The following is an 18781-nucleotide window of genomic DNA, read 5'->3' as shown; positions in this document are numbered from 1 at the left end:
TTTATAGATATTAGGAAGGAGGATTTTCATGAAGCCAATAAAACTACAAACGAAGATTCCTTCGTTGAAGGGGATATTAGCCATACCTGGTGATAAATCAATATCTCATCGATCCATAATGTTTGGGGCAATAGCAGAGGGTGAGACGACGGTAACTAATTTTTTATTGGGCGAGGATTGTTTAAGCACTATCTCATGCTTTAAAAAATTAGGTGTATCCATTCAACAGAAAGAAGATAAAGTGATTATTAATGGCAAAGGGTTTTATGGGCTAGAAGAGCCTTCAGAAATATTAGATGTTGGAAATTCAGGAACAACGATTCGTTTACTTTTAGGAATACTTGCTGGACGTCCCTTCCATTCAGTTTTGGCAGGGGATGAATCGATTGGCAAACGACCAATGACAAGAGTAACCAAGCCATTGCGGTTAATGGGTGCTGTTATCCAAGGCAGAAAAAACGGCGAATTTACTCCTTTGTCGATAAAAGGCGGGAATGTGAAAGAGATAGATTATGAGCTGCCAGTAGCAAGTGCTCAAGTCAAATCTTCTTTGCTATTTGCGGGATTACAGGCACAAGGAATAACGAAAGTCTTTGAACCTGTAAAAACAAGAGATCACACTGAAAGAATGATCAAAAAGTTTGGCGGTGAAATTGAAATTGATGGACGTACAGTCCGTTTAAAAGGAGGTCAGCGGCTTTCTGGGACATACATACATGTTCCGGGAGATATATCATCTGCTGCTTTCTTCCTTGTTGCAGGTGCTATAGTACCTAACAGTGAAATCACGTTAAAAAATGTTGGTTTAAATCCAACAAGAACGGGTATTATTGATGTGATGAAAGAAATGGGTGCAGATATTACAATCATCCCATATGAAGACGATACTTTTGAACCTTGCGGTGATATTTTAATAAAATCTTCTATTCTTAATGGAATTACTATTGAAGGGGATATGATCCCTAGATTAATTGATGAGATCCCTGTGATAGCTCTTTTAGCAACACAAGCAGAGGGCGAAACTGTAATTAAAGACGCGCATGAACTAAAGGTAAAGGAAACGAATCGAATTGATACTGTTGTCTATGAGCTAGCAAAGCTTGGAGCGAAAATTGTTGCGACAGATGATGGTATGATCATAAAAGGAAAGTCAAACTTAACAGGCGGAACAGTATCAAGCCATGGAGATCATCGAATTGGAATGATGCTTTCTGTTGCTGCAGCTATCTGTAAGAATGAAGTTTTCCTTGAAAATGAAGAATCAATATATATATCCTATCCTTCATTTTTCGATCATTTAAAATCTCTACAATAATCTTTTGGGGGCTGTACTGCAGCCCTTATTCAATTTTAGTGATTAATAAATAATCATAAATTCAAAAAGATATACATAGCTTGTCATAAGACCGTTAAAAGGGTGGTATTATGACTTATATAATTGAAAATGCCAATATTTTGAAAGATCAAAAATTAACTAAGTCCTCTCTGTTAATTGAAAATGGGAAAATATCATCCATCAAACCTATTTTTAAAAAGTATAGGCACATGAGAATGGATGCTGACCCCTATATTATGACGCCCTCACCAATCCTATTCACTAAAGAGATTCCGGGTGATCTCTCATTTCAAGAAATAAAAAAATACTATATTCAGGAATATATTCTTAAAGGCAGCACAGCTTTTTTAACAATGGCTACCGTAAAACATGAGTATGAAGTACATGTAGAAATTAAGAAATTGAAGATCAGATTATTAAATTGTCCAGTCGATTATATTATAGGTGTTAGATGTCCAATACGATTAATAACACAATCTTTCATGAGAAGGTGCAAACGTGAAAAAGTACCTGCAGTGTTCGTTGATATTCAATGTGTGGACGAGCTATATGAAATTCCCTGGGGTTGGATAAGAGAGGCCATGTTTCCTTATAATAGTCCACTTATACCAATGTTTATTAATAATAAGGAAAAGGAGAACAAACAAGCAAAAGTGGAATGGAAAAGAATAATGGAGGAAGAAAAAATTCCTTGCGTTCCTGATGAGTTAGTAGAAAATCAGCCCATTTCATATCCTGTACGATCTCAAATTGGAATATTTCCACTTAAATCAAGTATTCATCAAGGCTGTGAATTGTCTTATAATCTATACTTAAAAAGTAACGAAATCAGAAAAATTGATGAAGAGGAATTGTTTCATAATCATAGAAATAAGCTGGTTATTACTGTTCATAAGGGTGAAGTCATTAGAGTGAAGGATGAAGTTATTTTTCGCCCAGGATTCGGAGAACATGTTAAAATAAATACACCATCTTTCTATAAAATTGATGTTTAACCTTGAAAGGATAATGAGAATGGATAAAATAAATCAAATCATAACGCTTTTAGAGAACGGTAATCATGAAGAAGCGTTAAGAAGCTATCGAAAAATACTTACAAACGGTTCCCATGAAGAGAGATTTGTTCTTGGAGAGGAATTATTTCAGCTTGGTTTTATTGAGGAAGCAAAGGCATTATTCGAAAGATTGCTTGAGTCCTATCCTGAAGAGGGAGAGTTACTTGTCCTCTTAGCAGAGGCCCATATTGACCTTGGTCAAGAGGATGAAGCAATACTTGTGTTAGAACGATTAAATGAAGAAGATCCAAGCTATCCTCAATCCTTATTATTGCTAGCTGATCTCTATCAAATGGAAGGCCTATATGAAGTAAGCGAGCAAAAGCTAATGAGAGCAAAATCTATTTTACAAAATGAAGTTATAATTGATTTTGCTTTAGGGGAGTTATACGCTGAACAAGGAAAATTCTTAGAGGCAACAAAGGCTTACGAAAAAGTTCTTATGACGGACGATGTGATAGCTGGAGTAAATGTCAATCAAAGAATGGCGGAAGTTCTTAGTGTTGGTGGCGCATTTGAGAAAGCTTTACCCTATTATGAAAAAGCTTTGAATGAAAAAATTGAAATTAATACCCTTTTTAGTTTTGGATTCACAGCCTTACAAGCTGGCTTTAATCGGACTGCTATCGAAAAATTTAATGAACTCAAAGAGCTTGATCCGGAATACCATTCCTTATACTTATATCTTTCAAAGGCATATGAGCGTGAGGAAGAGCTGCAAAATAGCTTCAATGCCATAAAAACAGGAATTGAGTACGATAATTTTAATAAAGAACTTTTTTTTCATGGCGGGAAACTTGCACTAAAGCTTAATAAGGAAGCGGATGCAGAGGTGCTTTTTAGAGAGGCTTTGGCCCTTGATCCAGAGTATACAGAAGCTGCTTCCACCTTGACTAAATTATTCCTTCATCAGGAAAGATATGAAGATGTTTTAGAAATAACAGATTTATTTAATGACTTTGAAGAAGAAGAGCCTCGGCTTCTATGGGATGCTGCCATTGCCTATCAACATTTAGAGGAATATTCATTAGCATTAAACAAATACACAATCGCATATACTTACTTTAAAGAGCATTCAGATTTTCTTTCGGATTACGGGAATTTTTTAATTGAGGAAGGAAAAATGAGTGAGGCTGCCGAAATTTTTAGTAAGCTAGTTATTATGGAGCCAGACAGCATAGAATATCAAGATATACTACAAAGGCTTTTAGAGTAATCAACTAATACTAATTTAAAAAATTGGGATAGAGAATATAGGAGTAAATGAAAGGAATCGGCTCATTGACTGTTTTCTTCAATTCTTGCTTCAAATCTCTATCCTCTAAAAAGCAGAGGAGGGAATCGAACATGTCAGCCCCTGTATCTGTCAACGAGAAAAAGGATTTTATTCGCTGGTTTCTCAATCATTATCAATTAAAAAGGCGTGAATGCGTCTGGATATTGAATTATTTGATGAGCCATGACCAGCTAATGGAAAAAGTTCATTTTGTAGAACAAGCTCAGTATTGCCCTAAGGGATTAATTATGTCAACCCATTGTGTAGAAGAAGTGCCATTTCGCTTCTATAAGGAAAATGTTATGACGACTGATGCTGAAAAATCTTTTCATGATATTCGTCTGAACCGTGAAGAGGATATTTTTATTCAACTAAATTTCCATGCATCGAATAAAGCTCATCAATATGCTGCAGTTCTAGAAGAAAATCCATTTATGCCGAATCGTATTGAAATTAGTGAAAAGGATAAAATTGTTGCCGAAAGATTCCTAAATGACAGTATAAAGAAATTTCAAAAAGAAAGTCTTTTAAAGAAAATTGATGAAGCGCTTGATAAACATGATGAAAATAGCTTCCTGCGTTTATCAGAAGAACTAAAAAAACTAAAGTATTAATTTTTCGCTTGCTATTTAGCAGGCTTTTTATTTTTTTGTAGCAGTTCAATAATAGTGATATGATGAAAAGGATAAATTAAGTAATGGAGTGAAGTGGATGAAGTGGAACCCCCAAGACATTGATATGTTCCTGCAATCAAAGGAATATGTTGATACTGCTGTTTTGCCATTGCTGCCTGTTGCTATCAGTAAAGATACAAAACAAGCAGCATCAATGACTGAGTTTATCTCATTACTAAGTATGCAGCTTGAAAGACAATTTAGAGGAAGACTTCTCTTGCTACCTGGCTATTCTTACATAAAAACAGAGTCTATAGACAAGCTTCTAGGGGATTTAAAAGTTTGGGAGAGAGAGTTACTTGAAAATGGCTTTAAACATGTTCTTTTCTTAACTTCTGATAGTAATTGGAAGGCTGTTGAAAATCAGTTAGAAGGCGAGCTAATTTGGATGCCTTCACTTCCATTAGTACATATGGATGAGAAGAATCGAAATTCGCTTTTAGAGGATCAAGTGAAGCAATTAATGAATTTGTTTCTTCAAAAATGGCAATCAGCCGACTAAAACACTCTATAGGACACATAGTTGACATGTTTTACCTTAGGATTATATTGACCTTCATTACAGATTGATATATCATGGTTATGTCCTAGTTTTATATTGTGTTGAATTATGTCCGTTGGACTTTACTTCATAATAGAGGGGGGAAATGTATGAGCAAAAATCAAGTATCTAGACGTCAATTCCTTAGCTATACTCTAACTGGTGTAGGCGGTTTCATGGCTGCAGGTATGTTAATGCCTATGGTTCGTTTTGCTGTTGATCCAGTTTTGCAAGCTAAAGCTGAAAGTGATTTCATTCCAACTCCACAAAAAGTTTCTGAAATTACTGAAGTTCCAACTAGGGTTGACTTTAAATTTGAACAGCAGGATGCTTGGTACACATCAGAAGTAACTGGTACTGCATGGGTATACTTAGATGACAAAGGGGAAATTGTCGCATTATCGCCTGTATGTAAGCATTTAGGCTGTGTAGTAGACTGGAATACTGATAAGGCAAATCCAGATAAGTTCTATTGTCCTTGTCATGGTGGACTTTATACGAAAGATGGTACGAATGTTCCTGGAACTCCACCGGTTGCACCGCTAGATGTATATCCTTACAAAGAAAAAGACGGATTTCTTTATTTAGGAAAAGCCAAGCCAAAAAAGGAGGCGTAATCATTGTTAAACAAAATTTATGATTGGGTAGATGAGCGTTTAGATATTACGCCTTTATGGCGAGACATAGCAGATCATGAAGTGCCTGAGCATGTTAACCCTGCACATCACTTTTCTGCTTTTGTTTACTGTTTTGGCGGATTAACGTTCTTCGTTACTGTAATTCAAATCTTATCTGGAATGTTTTTAACTATGTATTATGTTCCAGATATTAAAAATGCATGGGAATCCGTGTATTACTTGCAAAACCATGTTGCATTTGGACAAATTGTCCGCGGTATGCATCACTGGGGTGCAAGCTTAGTTATCGTAATGATGTTTCTACATACGTTACGCGTTTTCTTCCAGGGAGCGTATAAAAAGCCTCGTGAATTAAACTGGGTAGTTGGAGTACTTATTTTCTTCGTTATGCTTGCACTTGGTTTAACAGGCTACTTATTACCTTGGGATATGAAAGCACTGTTCGCAACAAAAGTTACAATGCAAATTATTGAATCTACTCCTTTAATAGGAACATACTTAAAAACATTAATTGCTGGAGATCCAGATATTGTCGGAGCACAAACGATTACCCGCTTCTTTGCGATTCACGTATTCTTCTTGCCAGCTGCTTTATTTGGATTAATGGCCGCTCACTTTGTTATGATTCGTAAACAAGGTATTTCCGGACCATTGTAAAAAACACGATTATATTGAAAAAGGAGGGGAATCGCCCAATGCATCGTGGAAAAGGTATGAAATTCGTAGGTGACTCTCGTGTACCTGCGCCTTCTGAACGAAAACCGAATATTCCAAAAGATTATTCGGAATACCCTGGAAAAACAGAAGCGTTCTGGCCTAACTTCCTATTGAAGGAATGGATGGTTGGTGCTGTATTCTTAATTGGATTTTTATGTTTAACAGTTGCCCATGAACCACCGCTTGAAAAAATAGCTGATCCTAGTGATACAGCTTATATTCCACTTCCAGACTGGTATTTCTTATTCTTATATCAATTACTTAAGTATACTTATGCATCTGGTCCATTTAATGCCGTAGGTGCTTTTATTATTCCAGGCCTAGCGTTTGGAGCATTATTATTAGCGCCGTTCATCGACCGTGGTCCTGAGCGCAGACCTTCAAAGCGTCCATTAGCTACAGGATTTATGCTACTTGCTATAGCTGGGATTACATTTTTAACTTGGCAGTCAGTTGCTACTCATGACTGGGAAGCTGCTGCAAATCAAGGGAAAATTGTAGCAGAAGTTGAAATTGATACAGAAGCAGAAGGTTATAAGCTACTTGAAGCAAATAACTGTTTATCCTGTCACGGAGCAGAGCTTACAGGTGGCGGAGGTTCACCTGCTCTTGTCGATACAGGACTAACACCTGAAGAGGTTTCTGAGATTGCTAAAAATGGTAGAGGTTCAATGCCTGCTGGTATGTTCAAAGGCACAGATGAAGAGCTTAAAAAACTTGCTGAATATATTTCAGGTCTAACAAGTAAATAAGAAAGTCGTAAGTGCCTTCGGAAAAATCAAAGAATAGTACATTCTGTAATTCTTAGGTGGCTGCTTACGCTAGACATTTCTCAAAACTTTAGAAATGTTATACTTCTTATTCATGGAAAAAGCTGACGTTTTTGCGTCAGCTTTTTTCTGTGAAATAAGATATTCTAGAATGCTCTATGGTAAAATAATGGTTGAATAATATTTAAAGAGAAGAGGGCAATAATGAAGTGGATATATCCTTTATTAGCTAATCGAGCGGTATTATGGCTTTTATTAATTGTGAATATTGCAGGTACGATATATGGCTATATTTGGTACAAATGGCAACTGGTTGATACCCCGACTATTTTCTTGCCATTTGTTCCTGACAGTCCAACAGCTAGTTTGTTTTTTGTTTTTGTATTAATTGCTTTTTTGCTAGGTAAAAATTGGCCATTATTCGAAGCATTAGCTATTGTTACTCTGATCAAGTATGGTATTTGGGCAGTTGTTATGAATATTTTAGTTTATCAAGTTACAGGAGAACTAGATATTGTAGCACTAATGCTTATTGTTTCGCATGGAGCAATGGCCATTCAAGGGATGCTTTATGCACCATTTTACCGTATTAAGACTTGGCACTTTGTTGTAACAGCAATATGGACATTACATAATGATGTTATCGACTATGTATTTTTCATGCTGCCACGTTATCCGATTTTGGATTTATATACACCTCAAATTGGATATTTTACATTTTGGCTAACGATATTTTCACTGGGGATTACTGCCTATTTATGTTTACGAAAAAATAGATTTACACTCAAAATGAATATATAGATGAATAGATAATCCAAGGTCTTATTTTCTGGTCTAACCTTGTCCACTCTCTCATACATATTTAATAGTAATTTGAGGGGGGACAAGAATGAAAGCAAGACTATTTATGACAATTATAATGTTTTTTCTATTATTGCCCATATCAGTAAATGCAGATGAAACCTCACCTGTAGATAAATTGGATCAATTATCAAATGAAGCATTACAAATGGTCAAGCTACATCGATATGAGGATGCTAAAAAGCTGCTTGATTATTTTTCGGAACAATTTGTAACAGTTTCAGGAAAAGGCAGATCCTTCACTGTTGATGAATTGAGGATCGTTTCGATCTCACATGATGAAGCTGTTCAAGCAACAGCAAACGCAACATTGAATCATGAAGAGAAAATAAATCGTGTTACAAAGTTTAGACTTGTTATGGATGCCGTTACGTCTCCATATCAGCCGTTGTGGACAGAGATGGAATCTCCGATCATGAATGCATTTAATCAAGTGAAGGATGCTGCATATGCAGGCGAAAAGGAACGATTCAATGAAAATTTGAACAGTTTTTTATCTTTGTATGATGTAATCTACCCTAGTATGAAAATAAATGTTGATATTGAGAGAATCCAAAAATTGGATGCGCGTATTGAGGTCATCGATAAATATCGCAACCAAGTTTTAGAAGAATCAACGACACAAAAGGAGCTTGAGGCATTAGAAGCAGATTTGCAGCTATTATTCGATGAAATGACTGATGACGAAGCTGATCCATCTTTATGGTGGGTAATAATTTCTACTGGGAGTATTATTATTCTTACATTATCCTATGTTGGTTGGAGAAAATACAAAGGGGCTCAACAAGCTGAAAAAAATATTTCTAAAAGGCAAAAAGATTGACGATATCCATTATTATAAATAGAATTAAGTTAAATAACGCTTTACACCATTTCCGGTGTCCTTCTAAAGACCGCAGTAAAGGAGGTACAAAAATGGGAGGATATCTAATTTATTTTATCATCATTATGATAGTGCCAATTTGGGCGCAAATGAGAGTAAAAGGTTCTTATGTAAAATATTCAAAAGTACCATCTTCTTCACATATGAGAGGAGCAGAGGTTGCAAGAAGAATTCTTGATGCCAATGGTTTATATCATGTAGGAATTGAAGAAACACGTGGACATTTAACAGATCATTATGATCCCCGTTCAAAAACAGTAAGGCTATCATCAAGCAACTATCATGGACATTCGGTAGCTGCAGCTGCGATAGCTGCTCATGAAGTAGGCCATGCTATTCAAGATCAACAAGATTATGCATTTTTACGTTTCCGTCATTCACTTGTTCCAGTAGCCAATTTAGGATCTAATGTTTCTTGGATATTAATTTTAATTGGTATGCTTGCTGGAATGAATGGATTGCTTCTTCTAGGTATTATTTTTATGGCTTCTGCCGTTATTTTTCAACTTGTTACTTTACCAGTTGAATTCAATGCATCCAATAGGGCAATGGATCAAGTAATTGCTCTTGGGGTGATCAGGGATGATGAAGAAAAGGAAACAAGAAAGGTTTTAAACGCAGCTGCATTGACATATGTAGCCGCAGCAGCTGTAGCAGTATTGGAATTACTTCGACTTATACTTATCTACAAGCAAAGACGAGAATAGATAGAAAACGTAAACTTCTTACTTAGCCTTAGGCATAGAAGTAGACAAGCCTCTCAGAAAGCTATTTACCTTTCTTGCGGAAATCAACAGGGAAGTTTAACATAGCCATTTTTTTATAAAGGTGCCTATCATTCATTTTGATAGGCACCTTTAAATGTTTTTTATTGAAGATTAACGGGAAGTAGGTCTTCCGCTTAATTGTGGAAGAAAAAGATCCCCCCGCTGATGAAAGATTCATTTATAGTTCAAGCGGCTTTTTATTTTCGTCTAATGTGAAGCCTTCTCCAAGAACATCATGCACGATCGTGACTGAAACGAATGCGTGCGGGTCAACGGAAGTAATGACATTTTTTAAACGAACAATTTCATTTTTTCCGACAACGCAATATAATACTTCTCTTTCCTTTTTTGTAAATGAGCCATAGCCCTTTAATACAGTTACTCCTCGTTCCATTTCATTCATGATCTTCGAGGCAATTTCATCATTCAAATCTGAAATAATCATCGCACCTCTAGCGGAATAGGCGCCTTCCTGCATGAAATCAATTACCCGAGCACCAACAAATACAGCAACAAGTGTATACATAGCTTCCTTATATGATAAGTAAAAAATTAAAGATAGGATAATGACAACTGCATCGAACATGAACATTGTTCTTCCCATGCTTATTCCTGCATATTTGTTCACTAATCTTGCTATTATATCGACGCCTCCAGTTGTCCCTCCAAAGCGAAAAATAATTCCTAATCCTGTTCCAATAAAAACGCCCGCAAATAATGCAGCTAATGTTAAATCTTCATTTAACGGCATATGTATTTGAAAGCGCTGAAAAATCCAAAGGAAGACCGATACGCTTACCGTCCCAAGGATTGTATATAAAAAAGAATTTCTCCCAAGTAATTTCCACCCTACTAGGAAAAGTGGTATGTTTAACAATAAGTTTGTATAGGAAGGATCCCAATTAAAAAGAAAATAGAGAAGAAGTGTAATTCCTGTAAAGCCACCTTCAGCTAAATTATTTTGCATATTAAAATGGACAATTCCAAAGGAAAAAATAGCTGACCCTAACAGGATATATAATATATTTTTTAATTTCATAAAAATCCTCCGCTTCCTAAATTTCACTTAAATAATTGTGCCTGTTTATAGTGGATAAAGTCAAGAGAGTTTCGGGTGATAGATTAAAGGGTTTCCGCTTTACTTTGTCTAGCTCCGACGTACAGGACGTACTAGTGCCGACGTTCCACAGGACGTGGCGTTTTTAGTCGGCCAGCGCCTAGGGGCTCGAGGTCATAACCCAATCCAACATGAAGGTTAAAACCCAACCTTCCTGTCGGCTCGTCTTATGCTTGTCGCCCCAGAACAAGGCACTTCCGCTTTTCTATGTCCAGCTCCAGCGCCTAGGGGCTCGAGGTCATAAGCCAATCCAACATGAAGGTTAAAGCCCAACCTTCCTGTCGGCTCGTCTTATGCTTGTCGCCCCTGAACAAGGCACTTCCGCTTTTCTGATAAAAAATGTTTGTCAATGGGCATTTGTTTAGCTAACATGAAAGAATGATGGTGTTTTAATTGTTTTATTTTTGGAAAGGGTGTAATTGAAAATGTCACATAAAACAATGATAGAGCTTCAAGCGGAAGTAGATGCTTATATTAGCCAATTTAAAGAAGGTTATTTTAGCCCATTGGCAATGCTTGCGAGATTGACAGAAGAATTAGGAGAGCTTGCTCGAGAGGTTAACCATCAATTTGGGGAGAAGCCGAAGAAAGAGACAGAAACGGAGAAGGCGATTGAAGAGGAAATGGGTGATATGCTATTTGTCCTTATTTGCTTAGCCAATTCATTAAATATTAACTTAGAAGAGGCTCATGACATTGTCATGAAAAAATTCAACACTCGTGATAAAGATCGATGGACAAGAATCGAGGAATAAAGGAGAAGCTGATATGGGAAAAATTAATGTCGTTATCGCTGGTCCAAGAGGACGAATGGGTAGAGAGGCTGTTAAGCTTGTACAACAGACGGAAAATTACCATTTAATTGCTGTTGTTGATCATAAATATGATGGTAGATTATTAAGTGAAGTAGAGGGCTTCTTTGGTTTAGAAATACCGATTTATTCGGATATAGCAAAATGTTTTCGTGAGACAAAGGCTGATGTGCTTATAGATTTAACGACACCAGAACATGGTATGTTTCATACGAAAACAGCATTGGAGTATGGCGTCAGGCCAGTAGTTGGAACAACTGGTTTTTCTAAAGAGAATCTATTGGAACTTAACTCTATTTGTCGTGAAAAAGAAATTGGCTGTATCATCGCACCAAACTTTGCCATAGGAGCCGTTCTTATGATGAAATTTGCTCAAATGGCAGGTAAATATTTTAATGATGTTGAAATTATTGAGTTGCATCATGATCAGAAGCTAGATGCTCCTTCAGGTACAGCTGTAAAAACAGCGGAAATGATCGCAGATGTACGAAAAGTAAAAAAACAGGGACATCCAGATGAAAAAGAAGTCATTACAGGGGCAAGAGGGGCAGAGTATGAAGGAATGCATATTCATTCTGTCAGATTACCTGGATTAATTGCTCATCAGCAGGTTATGTTTGGCTCAGAAGGACAAACATTATCGATTCGACATGACTCGTATAATCGTCAATCCTTTATGTCTGGTGTGAAGTTAGCTTTAGATACTGTATTGAAAATTGATACTCTTGTATATGGGCTTGAAAATATTTTGGAATAGAGGCGATAAGATGAATATTGCATTGATTGCACATGATAAGAAAAAAGATGCTCTTGTCGGCTTTGTGACTGCCTATAAAGATATCTTGGCTGAACATAATCTATTCGCAACTGGTACGACAGGGACTAGAATAATGAATGAAACGGGTCTTTCTGTTCACCGTTTTCAATCTGGTCCATATGGTGGGGATCAGGAGATTGGTGCATATGTGGCAAATAACAAAATGGACATTGTTATTTTTTTTCGAGACCCTTTAACCGCTCAGCCGCATGAACCAGATGTCACAGCATTAATCCGATTATGCGATGTTTACTCAGTTCCTTTAGCTACAAATATGGGTACTGCTGAAATTATCATAAAGGGGCTTGAACGAGGGGACTTATCCTGGAGAACGATTGTGTATGGAAAAAGCGGTGATCAAGATGCGTGAATTGAAGCTAGATATACTTGCCTTCGGGGCACATGCTGATGATGTTGAAATTGGAATGGGTGGATCCATTGCTAAGTTTGCAAAAGACGGTAAAAGAATTGGTATTTGCGATCTTACCGATGCCGAGCTATCATCAAATGGAACGGTAGAAATTCGTAAAAACGAAGCAATAAAGGCAGCAGAAATTTTAGGAGTAGATATAAGGGACTCTCTAAGTCTTCCAGATAGAGGGCTTTACATGAATCAAGAATACATAAAAAAAATTGTTAATGTAATTCGTAAATATCGTCCAAATCTAGTCTTTGCTCCATATTTTGAAGATCGCCATCCTGATCATGGGAATTGTGCACGATTAGTGGAAGAGGCTATTTTTTCAGCAGGCATTAAAAAATTTGAAACAGAAGATGTTTTCGAACCTCATCGTGTGCAAAATTGTTATTTTTATATGATTAATGGTTTTCATAAACCTGATTTCGTTATAGATGTATCAGAATTTATGGATAAAAAAATTGCAAGTCTGCAGGCATATAAAAGTCAATTTATAAAGGCTGATGAGGCAGTAGATACTCCATTAGTAAATGGATATATTGAATCAATTGAGGCTAGAGAAAGATTATTTGGTAAAGAAGTAGAAGTAAAATATGCAGAAGGTTTTATGCAAAAAAAACCATTGCTAATGAATCTTGGTTTATTTGGAGAAAAAGAATGAAAACAAAATTAAAAATTGGAATTACTTGTTACCCTACTGTTGGAGGGTCTGGAGCGATAGCAACTGAATTAGGAAAAAAGCTAGCGGAAATAGGCCATGAGATTCATTTCATTTCATCAAGCCTTCCGTTTCGTTTGAATAAAATGCACCCAAATATTTTCTATCACCAAGTGGAGGTAAATCAATATTCAGTTTTTCAGTATCCACCTTACGATATTGCACTTGCAAGCAAGATGGCGGAAGTAATCAATCGTGAAAACCTTGATCTACTTCATGTCCATTACGCTATTCCACATGCTGTTTGCGCTATTTTGGCTAAACAAATGAGCGAGAAGGATATAAAAATTGTAACAACTTTACATGGGACGGATATTACAGTTCTAGGGTATGATCCTTCCTTGACCGATGCGATTCGTTTTGGAATAGAAAAATCAGATGCTGTAACAGCTGTCTCTAGTTCATTGACGACTCAAACATATGATGTTATTAAACCTGAAAAATCCATTGAGGTTGTTTACAATTTTATTGATGAACAGATTTATCGACAAACAAATTCTAACTATTTGCGAGAAGAATACGGGATTAAAGACGAGGAAAAGGTTGTTATTCATGTATCTAATTTTCGCGGGGTAAAAAGAGTTCAAGATGTTGTCAAGGCGTTTGCTAAAATTGCAAAAAAGATTCCAGCAAAGCTTCTGCTTGTTGGGGATGGACCAGAAATATCTGTAGTGTGCAGACTTGTAACTGAATTAGGAATTAATGAACAAGTGCTATTTTTAGGGAAACAAGATAATCTTGAAGAATTATATTCAATTAGTGATTTAATGCTCCTTCTTTCAGAAAAAGAAAGTTTTGGCTTAGTTGCCCTCGAAGCAATGGCATGCGGCGTACCTTGTATTGGGACAAATATTGGTGGAATTCCTGAAGTCATTTCTCATGAAAAAAATGGGTACCTTTGTGAACTTGGTGATATTGATATTATTGTTGAAAAGGGGGTTACGCTGCTTTCTAATCAAGCACTTCATCTAAAATTTTCTGCAGAGGCTGTTAAATCTGCCTACAAAAACTTTCGATCTGAGCTTATTGTCGCTCAATACGAAAATATTTATTACAAGCTTTTAAAGAAGGTGAGATAAATTGAAGGAAGCTTTTCAAAAAGCTATTCCTCTATTATCGAAAATAGAAGAAGCCGGCTATGAAGCATATTTTGTCGGAGGCTCTGTCAGAGATTGTCTTCTCCATAAAGAAATAGCTGATGTCGATATTGCAACCTCAGCCACACCAGAAGAATTAAAAGAAATCTTTTCAAGAACTGTAGATGTTGGAATCGAGCATGGCACAATTGTCGTATTATTTAATGGAGTTCCTTACGAGGTCACGACTTTTCGAACAGAATCAGAATATATAGATTTCAGACGGCCAACAGAGGTGCAATTTATTCGATCATTGAATGAAGACTTAAAGCGAAGGGATTTTACAATGAATGCCATCGCGATGGATAAGCATGGGCAGTTTTTTGACCCTTTTCAAGGAAGAGAAGCGATAAAGGAAAGAGTCATCAAAACAGTTGGAAATGCTGAAGATCGATTTCAAGAAGATGCATTAAGAATGATGCGCGCTGTTCGATTTTATAGCCAACTTGATTTTAAAATTGATGATACAACAAGAAAAGCTATCATTTCATCTAGTCATCTCCTAGATAAGATATCTGTAGAAAGAAAGCTAGTGGAATTTGAAAAATTATTAGCTGGAAAAAATCGAATCAATGCTCTTTATGCACTTGCTGAGACAGAGTTGTATAGATATTTGCCTGCCATGAAACAAAGAAATGAAGGTTTACGAAAAATTGGTCAATATGATTGTTTCCAACTAACAGTTGATGAAATGTGGGTGTTGCTTCTATTTATATTTGAAATAGAAGATCATGAGTCAGAAGGATTTTTGAAACTATGGAAGCTGTCTGTGAAAAAAACAAAAAAAATACGGCAATTATTAAAATGGCTAAAGTATAGAGTGGACAATGATTGGATAGAAGAATACTTGTTTGAAGCTGGTGAAGGGTATATAAGCAGTACTGAAAGAATTAAGAATGTTTTGCATAATCAAAGCGTGGATCTAAATCTTAATCGCTTAAAGGCTCAATATGATTTACTGCCTATTAAACAGCGCAGTGAGCTCCAGGTTTCGGGAACTGATTTGCAAGAATGGTTTCATAAGAGTCCTGGACCATGGATTAAAGAAAAGTTGGAAGCAGCCGAAAAAGCAGTATTATACAAACAGGTTAACAATCGAAGAGATTCATTAAAGGAGTGGCTGTTGAAGTGCAATCTGAATTAAGAAAGAAGCTCCTAGATGCATTTACAAATAATGAGGCTGAATATTTATCTGGACAGCATTTAGCTGATATTATTGGCTGCTCAAGAACAGCTGTCTGGAAGCATATAGAAGAATTGCGTAAGGATGGATTTGAGCTAGAAGCTGTAAGGAGGAAAGGGTATAAAATTATAAAGATTCCTGAACGTGTTACAGCAGATGAAGTAAGACTGGGACTACCGACAAAGGTTTTAGGCAGGGATATTCATTATGAGGAAACTGTGGATTCAACACAAAAAATTGCTCATCGTCTAGCAAATGAAGATGCACCTGAGGGAACCATCATCATTGCGGAGGAGCAACTTTTAGGAAGAGGACGGATGGATCGCAGATGGCACTCTCCAAAATATACAGGGATTTGGATGAGCGTCATTTTACGTCCAAATATTCCTCCACCGAAAGCCCCGCAGCTTACTTTAATTACTGCGGTCGCAGTTGTTCAGGCAATAGAGGATTTTACAGGACTATCACCGCAAATAAAATGGCCAAATGATATTTTGATAAACGGAAAAAAGGTAACAGGGATACTGACAGAGCTTCAGGCTGATGCAGATCGGATTACCTCAATAATTATCGGAATTGGGATTAACGTCAATCAGAAGGTAGAAGAGTACCCTGAGGACCTAAGAGCAATCGCTACTTCACTTTCAATTGAATGTGATAAAAAACTCCAAAGAGCAGATCTTATCAAATTGATTCTTCAAAAATTAGAGCAATTGTATTTTCTATATCTTGAGAAGGGATTTTATCCTATCAAGCTGCTTTGGGAAAGCTACGCAATCAGCATTGGGAAATACATTACAGCGAGGACGATTACAGGTAGTATTCATGGAAAGGCACTTGGGATTACAGAAGATGGCGTCTTAAAAGTTGAGGATGATTCAGGAAAAGTTCATCATATCTATTCTGCAGATATTGAACTATAAATGAAATTTTTTGTAGCCAGTTTAATCATTAATTTGTTATAATTTATTTGTCTAGCGCTTGCGCTTTTCAAATGGGCAGTATCATCAGCTGAACTGCACCGAGTTTTTTAAGGTGAATTTTTATAATATTGCTTTGTATATGAGATTTTATGATGCAATATTCATGAAGAAATACGCCAAAAAAATAAAGATTTTCTGCCTAGATCCAAAAATGGACCGGGACAGAGGGATGAGACATAATAATGACTAAATTCGGAATCCTTCTGCATTCAGAAGGATTTTTTATTTTTGTTATCACCCTCTTCCTTATTGTCTAGCTCTGAGCGCCATCAGCTCGAGGCCATAAGCCAATCCGTCAAAATAGGTTAAAGAACAACATACTTGCCGGCATGTCTTATGCTTGTCGCCGATAGGCAGGCGCTCTCCGCTTTTCTTAAAAAAGGAGGATTAAGGATGAAGCAAACGACAGATTTTTTGAAAATGAAAGAGAATGGGGAAAAGATCGTTATGCTGACGGCATATGACTACCCTGGAGCGAAGCTCGCTGAAAAGTCTGGTGTAGACATGATTCTTGTCGGTGACTCACTAGGAATGGTCGTACTAGGATATGAGTCTACTATACCTGTTACATTGGACGACATGGTTCACCACGGAAAGGCTGTTAAAAGAGGTGCTGCAGATACTTTTATAGTTGTCGACATGCCATTTATGAGCTATCACTTATCTGTTCGTGAAACGCTTTTGAATGGAGCGAGGCTTATTCAAGAAACAGGTGCACATGCAGTGAAGCTTGAAGGAGCAGATGATATGATTATTGCTAATATCGGAGCGTTGACAAAGGCAGGAATCCCAGTGGTTGCCCATCTCGGTCTTACGCCACAATCTGTCGCTGTTCTTGGGGGATATAAAGTTCAAGGGAAAAATGCAGAAGCGGCTCAAAAATTAATGGAAGATGCAAAAAAATGTGCGCAAGCAGGCGCTTTTGCACTTGTTTTAGAATGTGTACCAAAGCAATTAGCAAAAGCTGTAACAGGCTCTATATCAATCCCGACAATTGGAATTGGAGCCGGTGTTTATACAGATGGACAAGTTCTTGTCTATCATGATGTACTCTCATATGGAGTAGAAAGAGTTCCGAAATTTGTAAAACAGTATGAAAATGTGAATGAAATAGTTCTACGGGGACTAAACAACTATTTGACAGATGTAAAGCTAGGTGAATTTCCAGAAGATCAGCATAGCTTTACTATGAAAGAATCAGAGCTTATAAGCCTATACGGAGGAAAAATATGAAAGTAATTACTTCAATTAATGAAATGCAGGCAACCATATTAAAAGAAAAAATGATTGGGAAATCGATTGGATTTGTACCAACGATGGGTTTTTTGCATGAAGGTCATCTATCCCTAATTAAAAAGGCTAGAGGGGAAGCGGACATTGTTGTTTTAAGTATTTTTGTAAATCCCCTCCAATTTGGACTGAATGAGGATTTAAGCTCGTATCCTAGAGATTTTGAACGTGATTCTAAGCTTGCTGAAAACAATGGTGTAGACTATATTTTTTACCCTTTAGTTGAGGAGATGTATCCCGAGCCTTTGACAGTAACAGTGAAAGTAAATGCCAGAACGGATGTATTATGCGGGAGATCCCGCATGGGGCATTTTGATGGCGTTGCAACGGTACTTACAAAGCTTTTTAATATTGTTCAGCCAACAAAAGCTTACTTTGGCATGAAAGATGCTCAACAAATTGCCATTGTTGAAGGACTTGTAAATGATTTTCACTTTCCAATTGAAATTATTCCAATTGAAATTGTAAGGGAATCAGATGGACTTGCCAAAAGCTCAAGAAATGTAAATTTGCTTTCTTATGAAAGGGATCAAGCACCAGTACTATATGAAAGTTTGCAAGGTGCAAAAGCCCTTATTGAAAATGGAGAAAAAAATCCAAATCTTGTTATTTCTTTTATTAAAGAAATGATTTTAGGTAAAACAAACGGCAAAATTGACTATGTAGAAATATATTCTTATCCAAATCTTTTAGAATTAAATCAATTGGAAGGCAAAATAATAATCGCCTTAGCAGTTAAATTTTCAAAAGTTCGTTTAATAGATAATTTGGTTTTGAATATAAAATGAA

At 36.6% G+C, this 18781-nt stretch carries 21 protein-coding genes; 20 read left to right on the top strand and 1 reads right to left on the bottom strand.

Annotated features, from left to right (window positions below):
* Positions 1-28 precede the first annotated feature (28 nt).
* The 11 genes from aroA to KHA94_RS12585 all read left to right on the top strand — a co-directional run bounded on the left by aroA (position 29) and on the right by KHA94_RS12585 (position 9458).
* Entirely contained in the window at positions 29-1315 is a 1287-nt protein-coding gene (gene aroA, locus KHA94_RS12635) for a 3-phosphoshikimate 1-carboxyvinyltransferase (RefSeq protein WP_213102495.1), read from the top strand.
* 110 nt (positions 1316-1425) lie between these two features.
* On the top strand, positions 1426-2331 hold the full coding sequence (locus KHA94_RS12630; RefSeq protein ID WP_213102494.1) for a hypothetical protein: 906 nt from the start codon (positions 1426-1428) through the stop codon (positions 2329-2331).
* A 19-nt stretch (positions 2332-2350) separates the two neighbouring features.
* Entirely contained in the window at positions 2351-3607 is a 1257-nt protein-coding gene (locus tag KHA94_RS12625) for a tetratricopeptide repeat protein (RefSeq protein ID WP_213102493.1), read from the top strand.
* A gap of 131 nt (positions 3608-3738) precedes the next feature.
* Positions 3739-4281: a ReoY family proteolytic degradation factor gene (locus tag KHA94_RS12620; protein WP_213102492.1), complete on the top strand. Its 543-nt coding sequence runs from the start codon at positions 3739-3741 to the stop codon at positions 4279-4281.
* A 97-nt stretch (positions 4282-4378) separates the two neighbouring features.
* Positions 4379-4843 (top strand): YpiF family protein, encoded by a 465-nt coding sequence (locus KHA94_RS12615; protein ID WP_213102491.1) that lies wholly within the window; start codon positions 4379-4381, stop codon positions 4841-4843.
* Between the two features lie 149 nt (positions 4844-4992).
* Positions 4993-5499 (top strand): QcrA and Rieske domain-containing protein, encoded by a 507-nt coding sequence (locus tag KHA94_RS12610; RefSeq protein ID WP_213102490.1) that lies wholly within the window; start codon positions 4993-4995, stop codon positions 5497-5499.
* 3 nt (positions 5500-5502) lie between these two features.
* Positions 5503-6177: a menaquinol-cytochrome c reductase cytochrome b subunit gene (gene qcrB / locus KHA94_RS12605; RefSeq protein WP_213102489.1), complete on the top strand. Its 675-nt coding sequence runs from the start codon at positions 5503-5505 to the stop codon at positions 6175-6177.
* Positions 6178-6215: 38 nt separating this feature from the next.
* Entirely contained in the window at positions 6216-6989 is a 774-nt protein-coding gene (locus KHA94_RS12600) for a menaquinol-cytochrome c reductase cytochrome b/c subunit (RefSeq protein WP_213102488.1), read from the top strand.
* A 222-nt stretch (positions 6990-7211) separates the two neighbouring features.
* Positions 7212-7808, top strand: coding sequence for a lipoprotein heptaprenylglyceryl N-acetyltransferase LhaT (gene lhaT, locus KHA94_RS12595; RefSeq protein WP_213102487.1), 597 nt, complete (start codon positions 7212-7214; stop codon positions 7806-7808).
* 88 nt (positions 7809-7896) lie between these two features.
* Entirely contained in the window at positions 7897-8691 is a 795-nt protein-coding gene (ypjB, locus tag KHA94_RS12590; protein WP_213102486.1) for a sporulation protein YpjB, read from the top strand.
* Positions 8692-8783: 92 nt separating this feature from the next.
* Positions 8784-9458, top strand: coding sequence for a zinc metallopeptidase (locus KHA94_RS12585; protein WP_213102485.1), 675 nt, complete (start codon positions 8784-8786; stop codon positions 9456-9458).
* 238 nt (positions 9459-9696) lie between these two features.
* Here KHA94_RS12585 and KHA94_RS12580 read toward each other — a convergent pair whose 3' ends face one another.
* Positions 9697-10557, bottom strand: coding sequence for a YitT family protein (locus KHA94_RS12580; RefSeq protein ID WP_213102484.1), 861 nt, complete (start codon positions 10555-10557; stop codon positions 9697-9699).
* Between the two features lie 503 nt (positions 10558-11060).
* Here KHA94_RS12580 and KHA94_RS12575 point away from each other — a divergent pair.
* The 9 genes from KHA94_RS12575 to panC all read left to right on the top strand — a co-directional run bounded on the left by KHA94_RS12575 (position 11061) and on the right by panC (position 18780).
* Entirely contained in the window at positions 11061-11390 is a 330-nt protein-coding gene (locus KHA94_RS12575; RefSeq protein WP_213102483.1) for a nucleotide pyrophosphohydrolase, read from the top strand.
* A 13-nt stretch (positions 11391-11403) separates the two neighbouring features.
* The gene (gene dapB / locus KHA94_RS12570) at positions 11404-12204 is read left to right on the top strand and encodes a 4-hydroxy-tetrahydrodipicolinate reductase (protein ID WP_213102482.1); all 801 of its coding nucleotides are present in this window, start codon (positions 11404-11406) and stop codon (positions 12202-12204) included.
* A gap of 10 nt (positions 12205-12214) precedes the next feature.
* Positions 12215-12634: a methylglyoxal synthase gene (mgsA, locus tag KHA94_RS12565; protein ID WP_213102481.1), complete on the top strand. Its 420-nt coding sequence runs from the start codon at positions 12215-12217 to the stop codon at positions 12632-12634.
* Positions 12606-13343, top strand: a complete 738-nt coding sequence (bshB1, locus tag KHA94_RS12560; RefSeq protein ID WP_420828161.1) for a bacillithiol biosynthesis deacetylase BshB1 — start codon at positions 12606-12608, stop codon at positions 13341-13343. Before mgsA ends, bshB1 begins: the two co-directional genes overlap by 29 nt.
* Positions 13340-14479 (top strand): N-acetyl-alpha-D-glucosaminyl L-malate synthase BshA, encoded by a 1140-nt coding sequence (gene bshA, locus KHA94_RS12555; protein WP_213102480.1) that lies wholly within the window; start codon positions 13340-13342, stop codon positions 14477-14479. Before bshB1 ends, bshA begins: the two co-directional genes overlap by 4 nt.
* A 1-nt stretch (position 14480) precedes the next feature.
* Positions 14481-15680 carry a CCA tRNA nucleotidyltransferase gene (locus tag KHA94_RS12550; RefSeq protein ID WP_213102479.1) on the top strand — a complete coding sequence of 400 codons (1200 nt, stop codon included), beginning with the start codon at positions 14481-14483 and terminating at the stop codon, positions 15678-15680.
* The gene (locus tag KHA94_RS12545; RefSeq protein ID WP_213102478.1) at positions 15665-16642 is read left to right on the top strand and encodes a biotin--[acetyl-CoA-carboxylase] ligase; all 978 of its coding nucleotides are present in this window, start codon (positions 15665-15667) and stop codon (positions 16640-16642) included. Before KHA94_RS12550 ends, KHA94_RS12545 begins: the two co-directional genes overlap by 16 nt.
* Positions 16643-17095: 453 nt before the next feature.
* Entirely contained in the window at positions 17096-17935 is an 840-nt protein-coding gene (panB, locus tag KHA94_RS12540) for a 3-methyl-2-oxobutanoate hydroxymethyltransferase (protein ID WP_213102477.1), read from the top strand.
* Positions 17932-18780, top strand: coding sequence for a pantoate--beta-alanine ligase (gene panC / locus KHA94_RS12535; RefSeq protein ID WP_213102476.1), 849 nt, complete (start codon positions 17932-17934; stop codon positions 18778-18780). Before panB ends, panC begins: the two co-directional genes overlap by 4 nt.
* The last annotated feature ends 1 nt before the right edge of the window (position 18781 follow it).

Source organism: Cytobacillus citreus, assembly GCF_018343665.1.
Taxonomy (GTDB): domain Bacteria; phylum Bacillota; class Bacilli; order Bacillales; family Cytobacillaceae; genus Cytobacillus; species Cytobacillus citreus.
Note: the sequence above shows the minus strand (reverse complement) of the source record. Positions and strands in the feature narration are given on the sequence as shown.

What these genes read in the sequence shown, in the direction of transcription:
- aroA (WP_213102495.1), top strand. Translation starts at nt 29, where the DNA reads ATGAAGCCAATAAAACTACAAACGAAGATTCCTTCGTTGAAGGGGATA.
- KHA94_RS12630 (WP_213102494.1), top strand. Translation starts at nt 1,426, where the DNA reads ATGACTTATATAATTGAAAATGCCAATATTTTGAAAGATCAAAAATTA.
- KHA94_RS12625 (WP_213102493.1), top strand. Translation starts at nt 2,351, where the DNA reads ATGGATAAAATAAATCAAATCATAACGCTTTTAGAGAACGGTAATCAT.
- KHA94_RS12620 (WP_213102492.1), top strand. Translation starts at nt 3,739, where the DNA reads ATGTCAGCCCCTGTATCTGTCAACGAGAAAAAGGATTTTATTCGCTGG.
- KHA94_RS12615 (WP_213102491.1), top strand. Translation starts at nt 4,379, where the DNA reads ATGAAGTGGAACCCCCAAGACATTGATATGTTCCTGCAATCAAAGGAA.
- KHA94_RS12610 (WP_213102490.1), top strand. Translation starts at nt 4,993, where the DNA reads ATGAGCAAAAATCAAGTATCTAGACGTCAATTCCTTAGCTATACTCTA.
- KHA94_RS12600 (WP_213102488.1), top strand. Translation starts at nt 6,216, where the DNA reads ATGCATCGTGGAAAAGGTATGAAATTCGTAGGTGACTCTCGTGTACCT.
- lhaT (WP_213102487.1), top strand. Translation starts at nt 7,212, where the DNA reads ATGAAGTGGATATATCCTTTATTAGCTAATCGAGCGGTATTATGGCTT.
- ypjB (WP_213102486.1), top strand. Translation starts at nt 7,897, where the DNA reads ATGAAAGCAAGACTATTTATGACAATTATAATGTTTTTTCTATTATTG.
- KHA94_RS12585 (WP_213102485.1), top strand. Translation starts at nt 8,784, where the DNA reads ATGGGAGGATATCTAATTTATTTTATCATCATTATGATAGTGCCAATT.
- KHA94_RS12580 (WP_213102484.1), bottom strand. Translation starts at nt 10,557, where the DNA reads ATGAAATTAAAAAATATATTATATATCCTGTTAGGGTCAGCTATTTTT.
- KHA94_RS12575 (WP_213102483.1), top strand. Translation starts at nt 11,061, where the DNA reads ATGTCACATAAAACAATGATAGAGCTTCAAGCGGAAGTAGATGCTTAT.
- dapB (WP_213102482.1), top strand. Translation starts at nt 11,404, where the DNA reads ATGGGAAAAATTAATGTCGTTATCGCTGGTCCAAGAGGACGAATGGGT.
- mgsA (WP_213102481.1), top strand. Translation starts at nt 12,215, where the DNA reads ATGAATATTGCATTGATTGCACATGATAAGAAAAAAGATGCTCTTGTC.
- bshB1 (WP_420828161.1), top strand. Translation starts at nt 12,606, where the DNA reads ATGGAAAAAGCGGTGATCAAGATGCGTGAATTGAAGCTAGATATACTT.
- bshA (WP_213102480.1), top strand. Translation starts at nt 13,340, where the DNA reads ATGAAAACAAAATTAAAAATTGGAATTACTTGTTACCCTACTGTTGGA.
- panB (WP_213102477.1), top strand. Translation starts at nt 17,096, where the DNA reads ATGAAGCAAACGACAGATTTTTTGAAAATGAAAGAGAATGGGGAAAAG.
- panC (WP_213102476.1), top strand. Translation starts at nt 17,932, where the DNA reads ATGAAAGTAATTACTTCAATTAATGAAATGCAGGCAACCATATTAAAA.